The organism is Neobacillus niacini (assembly GCF_036961885.1).
Lineage (GTDB): Bacteria > Bacillota > Bacilli > Bacillales > Cytobacillaceae > Neobacillus > Neobacillus niacini_H.
The window spans coordinates 178,867-195,802 of the sequence record NZ_JBALNQ010000001.1; the positions used below are offsets into that span (position 1 = coordinate 178,867).

Sequence of the window (16,936 nt, forward strand, 5' to 3'; positions counted from 1 at the left end):
CGAGGAGGCTCACGGGCGAGCCCGCGGAAAGCGTAGCCCCTGTAGTGCAAATCAACAGCCTGGTTTAACACAGCCTAATTTAAAGAACCCTCTTTTTTAGGGGGTTTTTTTAACTATTATCACCTTGAAGATTTTTTCATGGCCAATAAAAACTTCATTCTTATTTCTAGGACTAGTTCATAAGTTATTTATTAGAAGATAAATTTTTACTTTTTTGGTATGATAAAGACATGCGAAAAATCAGCATTCTTCATATATATCAACAAGGCTCTGTGGCCATGATCTATTATCGGAGGAAATGATTATCTTAATTTGGAGGAGCAATGTTATGTTTAATAAAATAAGGCTTTGGAAGAATCAAAATAATAACTCTTCTACACTCCGAGAAAATATAGAAAAGGTTAGAAAATTGCCTGTTCCACAACATGTTGCAATTATTATGGATGGCAATGGACGCTGGGCTAAAAAAAGAGCTTTGCCACGGATTGCTGGACATCATGAAGGCATGAAGGTAGTGCGTAAAATAACAAAATTAGCAAATAACCTTGGTATTAAAACCCTAACGTTGTATGCTTTTTCAACTGAAAATTGGAAACGTCCAAAAAATGAAGTGGATTATTTAATGAAGCTTCCGGAGGAATTTTTAGGAACCTTTTTGCCTGAATTAATAGAAGAAAATGTTCAAGTAACAATGATGGGATATAAAGATCAACTTCCAGTACATACATTAAATGCAATTGAAAAAGCAATGGAGGATACAAAGACCAATGATGGCCTAGTATTAAACTTTGCACTTAACTATGGAAGCAGATCAGAGATTATTGATGCAACAAAAAAAGTCTTAAATGATTATAAAAGTGGAATACTGAAAGAGAGTGATTTAGACGAAGAGGTTTTTTCCTCTTATCTTATGACTTCTGACCTTAACGACCCAGATTTATTAATTAGATCTAGTGGTGAAATAAGGCTTAGTAATTTTATGTTATGGCAATTAGCATACACTGAGTTTTGGTTTACCGATGTATTATGGCCAGATTTTAGAGAAAAACATTTGATTGAAGCTGTAGAAGCCTATCAAAATCGTCAACGTCGATTTGGTGGTATTTAATAAATTATTCTCGCTCAAGTACTATAAAGGTGTTGAAATCTTAGATGAAGCAAAGAATCATTACAGGAGTCGTAGCAGCTGCTTTATTTCTACCAATTGTTTTTTACGGCGGACTGCCTTTTGTCCTATTAACTTACTTCCTAGCAACTGTCGGTTTGTATGAATTATTAAAAATGAAAAATCTTAGTATTTTCTCTGTTCATGGACTGCTGACTGTTTTATTTCTCTGGGTTATACTCTTACCAGAGCAGTATAATGATGTAGTAAATACTTTTTATTATACAAAAACAGAACTTGGAATTGCTTTTATTTTATTATTATTAGCCTATACCGTGATAACCAAAAATCGTTTTACCTTTGAAGATGTTGGTTTTTCAATTTTATCCGCTATATACGTAGGAATTGGCTTTTATTTCTTTATTGAGACCCGTGATGCAGGAATCGTATATATTTTCTACTTATTATTTATGATATGGGCAACAGATTCAGGTGCTTATTTTATCGGAAAAGCAATCGGAAAAAACAAACTTTGGCCGGAAATAAGTCCCAATAAAACCATTGAGGGCTTCTTAGGTGGGGTAGGTTGCGCCTTAATCATTGGAGTATTGTTTGCTATATTTTCAGATATAAATGCAACCATACTCGAATTAATGGGAATAACGGTTGTACTTTCGATCTTTGGCCAAATAGGGGATCTTGTCCAGTCCGCTTTTAAGCGTCATTTTAATGTAAAGGATTCAGGAAATATCTTACCTGGTCATGGTGGAATCCTTGACCGTTTTGATAGTCTATTATTCGTATTGCCATTATTAAACCTTTTTCATTTATGGTAAGTATTAGGAGATGAAATTTTTTTGAAAATGATTAGTATTTTGGGGGCAACAGGCTCTATTGGCACCCAAACCTTAGATATTATTCGAGAACATCCTTCAGAATTTAAGTTAGTGGCTCTATCATTAGGGAAAAACTTAGAATTAGCCAGGAAAATAATGAATGAATTTAAGCCTGAGCTAGTTTCTGTACAAGAGTACCATGACTGTCATACATTAAAATCAGAATTCCCTACTACTAAATTCACCTTTGGTGAAGAGGGTCTCATTGAAGTAGCAGTTTACCCTTCAGCAGACATACTTGTAAATGCAGTACTGGGGAGTGTTGGTTTAAGTCCGACATTGCAAGCAATTGAAAGTGGCAAAACAATTGCTATTGCGAATAAGGAAACCCTTGTGACTGCTGGTCATCTTGTTATGGATGCGGCAGAGAAAAAGGGAGTAGCATTACTGCCAGTTGATAGTGAGCATTCAGCTATTTTTCAATGTTTACAGGGTGAGCGAGATAAGAATATTGAAAGATTGATTTTGACTGCTTCTGGTGGGAGCTTCCGGGACCGAACTCGTAAAGAGTTAGAAGGCGTTACGGTTAAAGAGGCATTAAATCACCCCAATTGGTCAATGGGTGCAAAAATCACCATCGATTCTGCCACAATGATGAATAAAGGGCTTGAAGTAATTGAGGCTCATTGGCTTTACAATATGCCGTATGAGAAAATTGATGTCCTTCTTCATAAAGAAAGCATCATCCATTCTATGGTAGAATTTCATGATAGCAGTGTGATCGCGCAGCTCGGAACACCTGATATGAGAGTTCCGATTCAATATGCACTTTCCTATCCGGACAGGTTACCACTTCCTAGCTCACAGCGTTTAAATCTAGCTAAAATTGGTGCATTAAATTTCCGAGAAATGGATTTTAACCGTTTCCGTTGCATGCAATATGCCTACGAGGCTGGCAAAAGAGGTGGAACATTACCAACTGTTCTGAATGCAGCAAATGAGGTTGCAGTAGCTGCCTTTTTAGAAGAAAAAATTAATTTCTTACAGATTGAGGATTTGATAGAGAAGGCATTAAGTAAGCATGATTTGATTATGAATCCTGACTTATCCATTATTCAAGAAGTGGACAAAGAAACAAGACAATTTGTAAAAACACTTCTATAAAAAAAGGTGGTTTTTTAGTTTGACAACAGTTATTGCCTTTATTGTAATCTTTGGTGCTCTAGTCTTCTTTCATGAGTTGGGTCATTTAGTTTTTGCAAAACGTGCAGGAATTCTATGCCGTGAATTTGCAATCGGATTTGGTCCGAAGGTTTTCTCGCATAAAAAGGGGGAAACAACCTATACCATTAGGTTATTACCTATTGGCGGATTTGTCCGGATGGCTGGTGAAGACCCAGAAATTGTTGAAATTAAACCAGGTTACCGAATCGGGCTTTTGTTTGACAAAGATAATACCGTTAATAAAATTATTTTGAACAATAAAGAAAAGTATCCTGATTGTCGGATTGTTGAAGTGGAACATGCGGATATTGAACATAAGCTTTTCATTAAGGGCTATCCAGAAGACGAAGAAGAAAGCTTACAAACCTTTTCAGTAAGTCCAACCGCTGTTACTGTAGAAAACGGGATTGAAACACAATTGGCCCCATATAATCGTCAATTCGCTTCCAAAACGCTGCCACAAAGAACAATGGCGATTTTTGCAGGACCTATGATGAATTTTGTCCTTGCATTCTTTTTGTTCATTATTATTGCTTTTTTACAAGGTGTACCTACCAATGAGCCAAAGTTAGGCGAAATTACATCTGATGGTGCAGCAAATGCAGCAGGTCTGATGGAAGGTGACATTGTTCAAAGTATTAATGGCGCTGAAATTTCAAGCTGGTCCGATGTTGTAGAAATTATTAGAGAAAATCCAAATGAAAAACTAGATTTTTCCATTAGCCGTGCGGGTGAAGACCAGGAATTCTCTGTAACTCCGAAGGAACAAACGGTTGAGGGCAAAAAAATAGGCTTGATTGGTGTATATAGTCCTATAGAGAAATCACCAATGAAATCCATTACTGCTGGTTTTACTGAGACATACTTTTGGACAAAGCAAATCTTTGTTATGCTAGGTCAGTTGGTCACGGGGCAGTTCTCAATTGATATGCTCTCTGGGCCGGTTGGTATATATGCTTCAACGGATACAGTTGTTCAGTCAGGTATTTACTATGTTATGAAATGGGCAGCTATATTAAGTATTAACCTGGGGATAATGAACCTCTTGCCTATACCAGCACTTGATGGCGGAAGACTAATGTTTTTCGCAGTAGAGGCAGTTAGAGGAAAGCCAATTGATCGTCATAAAGAGGGATTGGTCCACTTTATTGGCTTTGCACTTCTCATGCTTCTCATGCTGGTGGTTACTTGGAACGATATCCAAAGATTTTTCTTATAGCAAATAAAATGGGTTCCGAATGGGACCCTTTTTTATTTACTTTTTTGGTTTTATTTTTCTGTCGAAATCAGCCGAATGATTCGGTATCATATGATATAATTACTTTTTGGACAAGAATGATTAGAGAGATTTTATATAGATGGGAGAGGGAATGATGAGCGAACATGCCACTGGCAAAAAAGAGCGATTCTTACTCTTGCTCCAGCAACTAGAATTAAAAGAGGACGCTGTAGTAGCACAATTTCAAAATGCTCAAATTGAAAGATTTATTGTCGAAAAAAAGGCCCGCAGATGGCATTTTCAATTTTTACTAGAAAAAATTCTTCCTTTTAGTTTGTACCTTCGCTTTACTACTCAACTAGAGAGAAAATTTTCAACTATTGCGAGTATTTCTTACGATATTCAAGTAGCCGATCCAACCTTCCAAACTGAGCTGCTTCTAGAGTATTGGAATTATAGCATTCAACAAATTGATGGGATTTCACCACCGCTAGTAAAACTATTAAATGAACAAGTTCCGACTATTTCTGGTAATAAGCTGACGATTTCGGTCCGTAATGAAATGGAAGGAATGACGTTAAAAAGGAAGTATGGTTCACTTATTACTAGTCTTTATCAATCATATGGATTCCCTAGCTTAACATTGGAAACAACTATCAAAACTGAAGAAAAGAATGACGAATATCAACAATTCTTATTAGCGAAACAAAAGGAAGATCAGGAACGCGGACTAATGGCCTTAGCTGATCTACAAAAGAAAGAAGCAGAGAAAGAGGCAGGAGTTCATGTTCCAGATGGGCCACTATCAATCGGACTTACCATAAAGGGTGATCAAGACCTCCGAAACATGATTGACATTGTCGATGAGGAAAGACGTGTAACCGTGGAAGGGTTTATTTTTGATGCGGAAACAAGGGAATTAAGAAGCGGCCGGACCCTATTAACATTTAAGATTACGGATTACACGAGCTCGTTGATGGTTAAAATGTTCTCTCGAGATAAAGAGGATGCTGCCCTTTATCAGCTTGTGAAAAAAGGAATGTGGGTGAGAGTAAGAGGTAGCATTCAAAATGATACCTTTGTCCGTGATTTGGTCATGATCGGCAATGATATCAACGAAATCAAACCTGCAGGCCGTAAGGATACAGCGCGGGAGGATGAAAAACGCGTAGAGCTTCATCTTCATACCCCAATGAGCTCAATGGATGCTGTGACTCCTGTTGGAACGCTCATTTCTCAAGCAAGTAAGTGGGGACATAAGGCAATTGCCGTTACCGACCATGCTGTTGCTCAATCGTTTCCGGAAGCGTACGGTGCCGGAAAGAAAAACAATATTAAAATCCTTTATGGTGTGGAAATAAATCTTGTGGATGATGGTGTGCCGATTACCTATAATGATTCCCATCGTTTACTAGCAGAAGATACATTTGTAGTATTTGACGTTGAAACGACAGGTCTGTCAGCCGTGTATGATACGATTATAGAACTTGCGGCAGTAAAGATTAAAGATGGAGAAATTATTGATCGTTTTGAATCCTTCGCAAATCCACACCATCGACTATCAGCAACAACGATTAACTTAACGGGAATTACCGATGATATGGTACAAAATGCTCCTGAAGTCGGAGCAGTCATCCAAAGGTTTCATGATTGGGTAGGAGACGACGTGCTAGTTGCCCACAATGCTTCCTTTGATATGGGCTTCCTGAATGTGGGTTATAAAAATATTGGGCTTGGAAAGGCAAAAAATCCAGTCATTGATACTCTCGAACTTGGTAGATTTCTATATCCAGAAATGAAAAATCATCGTTTAAATACGTTAACAAAGAAATTTGATATTGAATTAACCCAGCACCACAGGGCTATTTATGATGCAGAAGCAACAGGGTATTTACTATTGAAAATGCTTAAGGATGCACTGGAAAAAAGCATCGAATACCATGATCAATTTAACGATCACATGGGGAAAGGAAATGCTTATCAGCGGGCACGTCCTTACCACTGTACGCTCCTTGCTCAAACGGAAGTAGGTTTAAAGAACTTATTTAAACTGGTCTCCATTTCTCATATTGAATATTTTTATAGAGTACCAAGATTACCAAGGTCCGTACTTCAAAAATATCGAGAAGGAATTCTAGTTGGCTCTGGCTGTAATAAAGGAGAAGTTTTTGAGGGAATGATGCAAAAATCTCCTGATGAAGTGGAAGCTTTTGCACAATTCTATGATTACCTTGAAGTAATGCCTAAGGAAGTAAATGCACCATTATTAGAAATGGAATTAGTTCGCGACGAAAAGTCTTTAGAAGATATTATCGGTAATATCGTGAAGCTTGGCGATAAATTAGGTATTCCGGTTGTAGCAACTGGGAATGTTCATTACTTAAATGAAAACGATAAAATCTATCGTAAAATATTGGTTAACTCTCAAGGAGGGGCCAATCCACTAAACCGTCATAAACTTCCTGACGTCCATTTTAGAACGACGAATGAAATGCTAGATGCATTTTCCTTCTTAGGTAAAGAAAAGGCTAAGGAAATTGTCGTAACCAATACCAACAAAATTGCTGATATGATTGACACGATAAAACCAATTAAAGACGACTTATATACGCCTAAAATTGAAGGCGCCGATGAGGAAATGCGAGAAATGAGCTATTCCATGGCGAAAAAGATTTACGGAGAACCACTTCCAGAAATTGTTGAAGCACGTCTTGAAAAAGAATTGAAGAGTATCATCGGACATGGCTTTGCCGTCATTTACTTAATTTCGCACAAACTTGTAAAAAAATCCTTGGATGATGGCTACCTTGTTGGATCCCGTGGTTCAGTTGGTTCTTCTTTAGTTGCCACTATGACTGAGATAACCGAGGTCAATCCTTTACCACCTCATTATGTCTGTCCAACGTGCAAGCATTCCGAATTTTTCAATGACGGCTCTGTTGGCTCAGGATTTGACTTACCGGATAAAGACTGTCCTGAGTGTGGCGGTAAATACCGTAAAGACGGACATGACATTCCGTTTGAAACATTCCTGGGCTTTAAAGGGGACAAGGTTCCCGATATTGACTTGAACTTCTCTGGTGAGTATCAGCCACGGGCCCATAACTATACAAAGGTTCTTTTTGGAGAGGACAATGTTTTTCGGGCAGGTACGATTGGAACCGTTGCAGATAAAACGGCTTTCGGATATGTAAAGGCTTATCAGCAGGACAATAATTTACAGTTACGTGGGGCTGAAATTGAACGGCTCGCTTCAGGGTGTACCGGAGTAAAAAGAACAACGGGTCAGCATCCAGGTGGAATAATCGTTATCCCTGATTACATGGATGTTTATGATTTTTCACCAATACAATTCCCAGCTGATGATCGGAATTCTGAGTGGAAAACAACGCACTTTGATTTCCATTCAATCCATGACAATGTCCTGAAATTGGATATACTTGGTCATGACGATCCAACAGTAATTAGAATGCTCCAAGATTTGAGTGGTATGGACCCGAAAACAATTCCTACTGATGATCCAGAAGTGATGAAAATCTTTAGCGGGCCAGAATCATTAGGTGTAACGGAACAGCAAATTATGTGTAAAACGGGAACGTTAGGGATACCAGAATTCGGAACACGGTTTGTTCGTCAGATGCTTGAAGATACAAAACCGACGACTTTTTCTGAATTAGTCCAAATTTCCGGCTTGTCGCATGGGACGGATGTATGGCTAGGAAATGCACAAGAATTAATTCATAACCAAACCTGTAACTTAAGCGAAGTTATTGGCTGTCGTGACGATATCATGGTCTATCTAATTTATCAAGGACTCGATCCTTCTTTTGCCTTTAAAATAATGGAATCGGTTCGTAAGGGTAAAGGACTAACAGAAGAAATGGAAGCTGAAATGCGCAAAAATGAAGTGCCTGAATGGTATATTGACTCTTGTAAAAAAATAAAATATATGTTCCCGAAGGCCCACGCCGCTGCGTATGTGTTAATGGCCGTAAGGATTGCTTATTTTAAGGTTCATCTTCCGCTTTTGTACTATGCTGCCTATTTTACTGTTCGTGCAGAAGACTTTGATATTGAGGCAATGTCTCGTGGTTCAGAATCTATACGCGCAAAAATCGAAGAAATTAATGCAAAAGGGCTTGAGGTATCAAATAAAGAAAAAAACTTGCTAACAGTTCTTGAACTAGCACTTGAAATGACCGAAAGAGGTTTTTCCTTCCAAAATTACGATTTATATAAATCAGATGCATCAGAGTTCATCATTGAAGGAAATTCCTTAATTCCTCCATTTAATTCAATACCTGGGCTTGGTACGAATGCAGCTTATAATATTGTAAAGTCCAGACAAGATGGAGAATTTCTTTCGAAGGAAGACTTACAGCAACGCGGTAAAGTATCAAAAACTATTCTGGAATATTTAGACAAGCAAGGCTGTCTCAGTTCACTGCCAGAACAAAACCAGCTTTCTCTATTCTAAATAGTAAAATCCTTGACACGATGCCTTTCAGTTTGCATATAAAATTTGGTTATGGTATAGTTTTATTGGAAATACTAAGAAATACTCTCGTTTACAAGAGTGGGGAAACCCGCTCTTTCGTTTTGTATAAACCATTTTTTGTAGAGTAACTAATAAAATTTTCCGTGAAATACGTATAATATGGGTGAAGATGTCGGTAAAGGAGGTTGAACATGAGCAAAGTAACGGAAGTAGTTGAAGAGCTAGCGCAACCAATTATTCATGAATTAGGATTAGAATTGGTGGAAATTGAGTTTGTTAAAGAAGGGAAAAACTGGTTTCTGCGCGTATATATTGATAAAGAAAACGGTGTTGATATAGAAGACTGTGGCATTGTCAGTGAACGGCTTAGTGAAAAACTCGATGAGCTTGACCCGATTACCCATAATTATTTTCTTGAGGTATCCTCTCCTGGTGCAGAACGACCGCTTAAAAAAGCAAAAGATTTTGAAAAGGCAATTGGTAAGAATGTCTTTATCAAAACATATGAGCCGATTGACGGTGAAAAAGGATTTGAAGGTACATTGCTAGATTATGATGGGCAAACGGTGAAACTGGAGATGAAAATTAAAACCCGCAAAAAAATCATCGAGATTCCATATGAAAAAGTAGCTAATGCAAGACTAGCGATTGTTTTTTCATAATAAAAAGAAAATATATGGAAGATAGGGGGATATAACCAAATGAGCAGCGAATTATTAGATGCTCTTACAATACTAGAAAGAGAGAAGGGCATTTCTAGAGATGTAATAATTGATGCGATTGAAGCAGCACTTGTCTCGGCATATCGACGCAATTTCAATCAAGCCCAGAATGTTCGAATTGATTTGAATTTGCAAACAGGTACAATGCGAGTTTATGCAAGAAAAGAAGTAGTGGATCAAGTGTTTGACCCACGTCTTGAGATATCTTTAGAAGATGCTAGACGCATTAACCCTAACTATGTTGTGGAAGATATCGTTGAAATGGAAGTAACACCTAAGGACTTTGGCAGAATTGCAGCTCAAACGGCAAAACAAGTGGTTACTCAGCGAGTTCGAGAAGCAGAAAGAGGTATTATTTATTCTGAGTTCATCGATCGTGAAGAAGATATCATGACAGGGATCGTTCAAAGACTAGATTCTAAATTTATATATGTCAGTCTTGGTAAAATTGAAGCGTTGCTTCCTGTAAATGAACAAATGCCAAATGAGCGTTATAAACCTCATGACCGTATCAAGGTGTTCATTACGAAGGTAGAAAAGACAACAAAAGGACCACAGATTTTCGTTTCTAGGACCCATCCTGGTCTGCTTAAAAGATTGTTCGAAATTGAGGTCCCAGAAATATATGATGGTACGGTTGAGATAAAATCAGTTGCTCGTGAAGCAGGTGACCGGTCGAAAATTTCTGTTCATTCGGATAACAATGAGGTTGATCCAGTTGGATCCTGTGTAGGTCCAAAAGGTACTAGGGTTCAAGCTGTTGTTAACGAATTAAAAGGTGAAAAAATTGATATTGTTAAATGGTCTGACAATCCGGTTGTTTTTGTAGCAAACTCTTTAAGTCCATCTAAAGTTTTAGACGTAATGGTAAATGAGTCAGAAAAAGCGACAACAGTTGTTGTCCCAGATTATCAGCTTTCACTTGCAATTGGTAAGCGAGGACAAAATGCCCGCTTAGCAGCAAAGTTAACAGGTTGGAAAATAGATATCAAATCTGAAACAGATGCCCGTGAACTTGGAATTTATCCACGTGAAGAAATGATTCGACTTTTTGATGATCAGGTTGATGTTGAATTTAATAATGAAGAAGAATTGGATTAAAAAGTGAGGTGAATGATCGTGAACAATCGTAAAAAAGTTCCTATGCGAAAGTGTGTCGCAACCGGTGAAATGAAGCCGAAAAAAGAACTCGTTCGCATCGTTCGCTCAAAAGAAGGGGAAGTATCTATCGACTTAACAGGGAAAAAGTCGGGCAGAGGTGCATACCTTTCTAAGGACAAGGAAGCGGTCCTATTAGCCAAGAAAAAAAACACCTTATCTAATCACTTAGAAGTTTCTATTAGTGAATCGTTATACGAAGAACTATTAGAGCTTATAGAGAAGGAAACAAGGCCGTCCATATGAAAACAAATCAATGGATGTCAATACTTGGCTTAGCAAATCGAGCACGGAAAATCATATCGGGTGAGGAGCTTTCTGTTAAGGAAATACGAAACGGAAAAGCAAAGCTCGTTTTATTATCGGCAGATGCATCTGCAAATACGACAAAAAAAATTACAGATAAATGTAAATCATACGAAGTTCCATTTAAATTAGTGGAAGATCGCCACCTTCTTGGCCATGCGATTGGAAAAGAAGCCCGCGTTGTTGTAGCTGTACTAGATGATGGATTTGCGAAAAAACTGATAACGTTGCTCGATTAATTCTAGCGGGGGTGAAAATATGAGTAAAATACGTGTTTATGAGTATGCAAAGAAACACAATATTTCAAGTAAAGATGTAATCACAAAATTAAAAGAAATGAATATAGAAGTTTCAAATCATATGGCAACAATTGAGGATGCGGCAGTTGTAAAACTAGACGCAACCTATAATAAGGGACAAAGCAATACAGGTCAAAAGCAAGCAAGACCACAACAACAACAACAAAATCGTCAGAATCAGAATCCACAGCAGCAGGGAGTTAAACCACAAGTGCAAAGTAAAACAAGTCCAAAAGCTTTCGAGGATGATGACTCAAAAACTACTCCTAGCAAAGTAAAAGTGGTCTCACCACCAAAGACAGTTGACACTAAAAAGCAAAGTCAACAATTCCAATCCAAGGAAAATAAAGTTTTCAGTGCAGGGAAAGGTCCTAAAAAACCTTTTAATAATAATAACCAAAATCGCAATAATAATAACAACCGGAAAAAGAACCATACACCGGTTCAACAAGCACAGCCACAAGTAAGGAAAGTGAAAGAACTTCCTGCTAAGATTACATTTAGTGATTCTTTGACTGTTGGAGAATTTGCTAAAAAAATCTATCGTGAGCCTTCAGAAATAATCAAGAAACTCTTCTTACTTGGTGTTATGGCAACGATTAATCAGGTACTTGACAAAGATGCCATTGAATTAATTGCCAGCGAATACGGGGTGGAGGTTGAAGAAGAGATTAAAATCGATACCACCGATCTTGAAGTGTATTTTACAGAAGATGAATCGGCAGACCTTATAGAAAGGCCATCCGTTGTTACCATCATGGGTCACGTAGACCACGGTAAAACGACCTTACTTGATTCTATTCGTCACACAAAAGTAACAGAAGGTGAAGCTGGTGGGATTACCCAGCATATTGGTGCCTACCAAGTAGTTGAAAATGGTAAGAAAATTACATTCCTTGATACACCGGGACATGCTGCATTTACTACAATGCGTGCTCGTGGGGCAAAAATTACCGATATCACGATCCTAGTGGTAGCAGCCGATGACGGTGTAATGCCGCAAACCGTTGAAGCCATTAACCATGCGAAAGCAGCTGAGGTTCCAATAATTGTTGCCGTTAATAAAATGGATAAAGAGACTGCCAACGCTGATCGTGTTATGCAGGAACTTACCGAGCATGGATTAGTATCTGAAGCTTGGGGTGGAGAAACCATCTTTGTTCCACTTTCCGCGAAAACAGGAGAAGGAATCGATAATTTGTTAGAAATGGTTCTTCTTGTAAGTGAAGTGGAAGAATGGAAAGCAAACCCTAATCGTAAAGCGGTTGGAACAGTAATTGAAGCACAATTAGATAAAGGTCGTGGATCTGTTGCTACCTTGCTCGTTCAGAATGGTACACTGAAAATTGGTGACCCTATTGTTGTAGGAAACACGTTTGGTCGTGTTCGTGCAATGGTAAATGACCTAGGACGCCGTGTGAAAGAAGCTGGACCATCTACACCTGTTGAAATTACTGGTTTAAGTGATGTTCCACAAGCAGGAGACCGTTTTGTCGTATTTGATGATGAGAAAACAGCTCGACAAGTTGGTGAAGCACGTGCACAGCAAGCATTGGCTGTACAGCGTGGTGAAAAAACAATCGTCAGCCTAGATAATTTATTTGAACAGTTAAAGCAGGGAGAGATGAAGGATCTAAACATCATCCTAAAAGCTGATGTTCAAGGTTCTGCTGAAGCAGTTGCAGCCTCACTGCAAAAAATTGACGTTGAAGGTGTTAATATCAAAATTATTCATAGTGGTGCAGGTGCCATTAATGAGTCGGATATTACCCTTGCATCGGCTTCAAATGCGATTGTGATTGGTTTTAACGTTCGTCCTGATGTGAATGCGAAGCGTGCTGCTGAGCAAGAAAAGGTCGATGTTCGATTGCATAGTATTATCTACAAAGTTATTGAAGAAATTGAAGCTGCAATGAAAGGTATGCTCGACCCTGAATTTAAAGAAAAAATCATTGGTCAAGCAGAAATTCGTCAGACTTTTAAGGTTTCTAAGGTTGGAACGATTGCAGGTTCTTATGTGACTGACGGAAAAATTACCCGTGATAGCGGAATTCGCTTAATTCGTAACGGTGTTGTCGTATTTGAAGGTCAAATCGATGCATTAAAACGTTTTAAAGATGATGCTAAAGAGGTTTCACAAGGATATGAGTGTGGTGTTACCATTAAAAACTTCAATGATGTTAAAGAAGGAGATATTATTGAAGCTTACGTAATGGAAGAAATTGAACGTAAATGATTTTAGGAATAGCCGTTTGTGAATGTATGATCTATGATGCTCATTCTTTAAAAGAGAAACGTGCTGTTTTGCAGCGAATTCTCACCAGGATAAAACAAAAATTTAATGTATCTGTTTCAGAGGTTGGCTACCAGGATGTCTGGCAGAGAACAAGAATAGCTATCGCAGCCGTTACATCCAATCGGGTAATGACTGAACTGGAACTTCAAAATGTACTTAAATTTATTGACTCTTTTCCTGAAATAGAACGAACGATCACCGATATAGAATGGCTTTAAGTTAAGAGGTGAAGTAATGAGTCACAGAGCAAATCGTGTTGGAGAACAAATGAAAAAGGAACTTAGTGACATCATTGGCCGGAAAATTAAAGATCCACGGATTGGTTTTGTTACGGTTACTGATGTTCAAGTGACAGGGGATCTCCAGCAAGCAAAAGTATATATTTCTGTTTTGGGCGATGAAGAGCAAAAGGAAAACACTTTAAAGGGTCTTGCAAAGGCGAAGGGGTTTATCAGAACGGAAATAGGCCATCGTATACGCTTACGCAAAACACCGGAAATCCTTTTTGAATGGGATGAATCAATGGAATACGGAAATCGTATTAATTCGCTCATCCATCAATTGCACCATGACGAAAAAAGCATGGAAAAAAATGAAGAAGAATAAATTGGATAGACAATTGTCTATCCTTTTTTTTCATAAATAAGAGCTGTTTTCTTAACGATTGTTGTTAAAATCTTAAAGCCGATTTTAACGTGGGAATAGTTATTTTGCATCTTTGATTAAAGTTTGCAAGCTCTTTTCTTATTAAATTTCTGCTGTTTTCTGCAAAAACACTGCAGCATAGTCATTTATTTTTGTTATAAAAAGCAACATAGTTTAAGAAAAGAGCATACATAAAAGAATGGGGTGATTTCGATGGAAGGTATTTTACCTTTATATAAACCGGCGGGGCTGACGTCGCATGATTGTGTATTTAGGCTGAGAAAAATATTAAAAACAAAAAAAGTTGGACATACGGGTACACTAGATCCTGATGTTACAGGAGTTCTTCCTATTTGTATTGGGAAAGCTACAAAAGTAGCTGAATACATAACGGACGCAGGTAAAAGTTATGAAGGTGAAGTAACAATTGGGTACTCTACTACAACCGAAGATGCCTCTGGAGAAATAGTAGAGGAGAAGAAGGTAGAGCGCACTTTCAGCAGGAAAGAAATTCTTAAAGTACTTGATTCTTTTTTAGGTGAAATTGAACAAACTCCTCCGATGTTTTCTGCAGTAAAAGTCGGTGGAACTCGGCTATATGAATATGCCCGTAAAGGAATTGAAGTGGAACGTCCGACGAGGAAAGTAACGATTTACTCTATAGAATTGCTGGATGATAGAGAGGAATTTCTTGGGGAAAATATTTCTTTTCGTTTTCGAGTAAGCTGCAGTAAGGGAACGTATATAAGGACATTAGCAGTCATGATTGGTGAATGTCTAGGATATCCTGCACATATGTCAAATCTAATTAGAGTCCAATCAGCAGCCTTTACGATTGATGACTGTCTTACATTTGAGGAGATTGAAAAATTAATGGAAACAGGTGCTATTTCCACTTGTTTAAGACCTTTAGAACTGGCACTTTCTGATTTGCCGAAATACATAATAAATGATAAAGTAGCAGAGAAAGTGAAAAATGGTGCACTTTTACCTATACCAGAGTACTTAAAAAATAGCAACGGACCTATATGCGCGGAAAACAAAGAAGGAAAAGCCCTTGCCATTTATTCGGTACACCCGGACAAGCCTGGACTTTTAAAACCAGTTAAAGTTTTGCGTAATGATCAAGGATAAACAGGTTACCGTCAAGAAAAGGTGAGTTTCATTTGGAAGTAATTAACCTAGATTTTCCATTAAATATAGATAAAACAGAATTACCACCATTGTCCTTGGCACTTGGATATTTTGATGGTGTTCATCGTGGACATCAAAAGGTCATTCTCGAAGCAAAAAAACAAGCAGAGCAAAAAGGCATGAAATCTGCTGTAATGACCTTTGACCCTCATCCGTCAGTTGTGTTAAGAAAGAGTGATGAGCGTATTCAATATATAACTCCACTAGCAGCTAAGACAAACATTATTGAGGAATTAGGCATTGATTATCTTTTTATTGTCAACTTTACGGCAGATTTTGCTAACCTGTTGCCACAAGAATTTATTGATCAATATGTGATTGATCTAAATGTAAAACATGTGGTTGCTGGATTTGATTTTTCTTATGGCCGTATGGGAAAAGGGACCATGGAGACAATACCATTCCATTCAAGAGAAAAGTTTACTTTTACAGTGGTTGAAAAATTCACCTGCGGCGATGAAAAAGTTAGTTCAACTCGAATTCGTCACTATATTAAAGCAGGGAAAACAGCTGAATTGCCTGAGTTGCTCGGTAGATTCTATTTAACAGCAGGTATTGTCGTCCATGGTGATAAAAGAGGCAGGACAATCGGATTTCCAACAGCAAACGTCGACACAAACGATGAATATATTGTTCCTCCAGTGGGTGTTTATGCTGTAAAAATCAGGATAGGTGAAACTTGGTATGAAGGTGTATGCAACGTAGGCTTCAAACCAACCTTTAATAAGGAAGCTTTAAGGATTTCAGTAGAAGTAAATGTATTTAATTTTCACCAAGAAATATATGGTGAATTTGTTATGGTTGAATGGCACAAATACCTTCGTAAAGAACAAAAATTCTCCGGAATCGAAGAACTCGTTGCCCAAATAGAAACAGATAAGCAAAATGCAATTCAATACTTTGAACATATCGACAAACAGCTGCCAAACAAATGCGAAAAATAGCATTTTCTTTGGTTAGAACTTGCTTTTTGCCATAAAACGTTGTATTCTTATTAACGTACCAAAAATAACCTTTGCTTGGCAAGTCGAGTCACCGACGCTTGCTCAGTAACAGGGGATAGAAAATTTAGGAGGTGAATAGGATGGCAATCACACAAGAGCGTAAAAACGAACTTATCGCTGAGTATAAAACTCATGATAATGACACTGGATCTGCAGAGGTTCAAATCGCTGTCCTTACTGAATCAATCAACAATTTGAATGAGCACTTACGTACTCATAAAAAGGACCACCACTCACGTCGCGGTCTGTTGAAAATGGTTGGTAAGCGTCGTAATCTTTTAACGTACCTACGTAACAAAGATGTTCAACGTTACCGTGTTTTAATCAATAAGCTAGGACTTCGTCGATAATCAAAAGAAGCGGGATTTTTCCCGCTTTTTTGTTAGGTTTAAAAAAGGAACTTGATTGAAATAATCTCTTATACATATTT

The 16,936-nt window shown here is 37.9% G+C and carries 15 protein-coding genes; all 15 read left to right on the forward strand.

Going from position 1 to position 16,936, the window contains the following annotated elements:
• Positions 1–328 precede the first annotated feature (328 nt).
• The 15 genes from V7124_RS00940 to rpsO all read left to right on the forward strand — a co-directional run bounded on the left by V7124_RS00940 (position 329) and on the right by rpsO (position 16,856).
• Positions 329–1,108 (forward strand): isoprenyl transferase, encoded by a 780-nt coding sequence (locus V7124_RS00940; protein WP_335411625.1) that lies wholly within the window; start codon positions 329–331, stop codon positions 1,106–1,108.
• 44 nt (positions 1,109–1,152) lie between these two features.
• Complete coding sequence (locus V7124_RS00945) at positions 1,153–1,941, forward strand: phosphatidate cytidylyltransferase (RefSeq protein ID WP_335411623.1); 789 nt, start codon at positions 1,153–1,155, stop codon at positions 1,939–1,941.
• A gap of 21 nt (positions 1,942–1,962) precedes the next feature.
• The gene (gene dxr / locus V7124_RS00950) at positions 1,963–3,105 is read left to right on the forward strand and encodes a 1-deoxy-D-xylulose-5-phosphate reductoisomerase (RefSeq protein WP_335485066.1); all 1,143 of its coding nucleotides are present in this window, start codon (positions 1,963–1,965) and stop codon (positions 3,103–3,105) included.
• A 19-nt stretch (positions 3,106–3,124) separates the two neighbouring features.
• A complete protein-coding gene (gene rseP / locus V7124_RS00955) occupies positions 3,125–4,384 on the forward strand; it encodes an RIP metalloprotease RseP (RefSeq protein ID WP_335411619.1) in 1,260 nt (419 codons plus the stop codon).
• Positions 4,385–4,538: 154 nt separating this feature from the next.
• Entirely contained in the window at positions 4,539–8,861 is a 4,323-nt protein-coding gene (locus V7124_RS00960; RefSeq protein WP_335485195.1) for a PolC-type DNA polymerase III, read from the forward strand.
• Between the two features lie 212 nt (positions 8,862–9,073).
• Positions 9,074–9,544, forward strand: coding sequence for a ribosome maturation factor RimP (gene rimP, locus V7124_RS00965; protein ID WP_335411615.1), 471 nt, complete (start codon positions 9,074–9,076; stop codon positions 9,542–9,544).
• 39 nt (positions 9,545–9,583) lie between these two features.
• The gene (gene nusA / locus V7124_RS00970; RefSeq protein ID WP_335411613.1) at positions 9,584–10,705 is read left to right on the forward strand and encodes a transcription termination factor NusA; all 1,122 of its coding nucleotides are present in this window, start codon (positions 9,584–9,586) and stop codon (positions 10,703–10,705) included.
• An 18-nt stretch (positions 10,706–10,723) separates the two neighbouring features.
• Positions 10,724–11,008: an RNase P modulator RnpM gene (gene rnpM, locus V7124_RS00975; RefSeq protein WP_335411611.1), complete on the forward strand. Its 285-nt coding sequence runs from the start codon at positions 10,724–10,726 to the stop codon at positions 11,006–11,008.
• Positions 11,005–11,307: a YlxQ family RNA-binding protein gene (locus V7124_RS00980; protein ID WP_335411609.1), complete on the forward strand. Its 303-nt coding sequence runs from the start codon at positions 11,005–11,007 to the stop codon at positions 11,305–11,307. The genes rnpM and V7124_RS00980 overlap by 4 nt, the downstream gene beginning before the upstream one ends.
• Positions 11,308–11,326: 19 nt before the next feature.
• A complete protein-coding gene (gene infB, locus V7124_RS00985) occupies positions 11,327–13,603 on the forward strand; it encodes a translation initiation factor IF-2 (RefSeq protein WP_335411608.1) in 2,277 nt (758 codons plus the stop codon).
• Positions 13,600–13,881 carry a DUF503 domain-containing protein gene (locus V7124_RS00990; protein ID WP_335411607.1) on the forward strand — a complete coding sequence of 94 codons (282 nt, stop codon included), beginning with the start codon at positions 13,600–13,602 and terminating at the stop codon, positions 13,879–13,881. The genes infB and V7124_RS00990 overlap by 4 nt, the downstream gene beginning before the upstream one ends.
• A gap of 16 nt (positions 13,882–13,897) precedes the next feature.
• The gene (rbfA, locus tag V7124_RS00995; RefSeq protein WP_335411605.1) at positions 13,898–14,269 is read left to right on the forward strand and encodes a 30S ribosome-binding factor RbfA; all 372 of its coding nucleotides are present in this window, start codon (positions 13,898–13,900) and stop codon (positions 14,267–14,269) included.
• A gap of 252 nt (positions 14,270–14,521) precedes the next feature.
• Positions 14,522–15,442 (forward strand): tRNA pseudouridine(55) synthase TruB, encoded by a 921-nt coding sequence (truB, locus tag V7124_RS01000; RefSeq protein WP_335485071.1) that lies wholly within the window; start codon positions 14,522–14,524, stop codon positions 15,440–15,442.
• A gap of 32 nt (positions 15,443–15,474) precedes the next feature.
• Complete coding sequence (ribF, locus tag V7124_RS01005) at positions 15,475–16,446, forward strand: bifunctional riboflavin kinase/FAD synthetase (protein WP_335485074.1); 972 nt, start codon at positions 15,475–15,477, stop codon at positions 16,444–16,446.
• Between the two features lie 140 nt (positions 16,447–16,586).
• Positions 16,587–16,856, forward strand: a complete 270-nt coding sequence (gene rpsO / locus V7124_RS01010) for a 30S ribosomal protein S15 (RefSeq protein WP_045515183.1) — start codon at positions 16,587–16,589, stop codon at positions 16,854–16,856.
• The last annotated feature ends 80 nt before the right edge of the window (positions 16,857–16,936 follow it).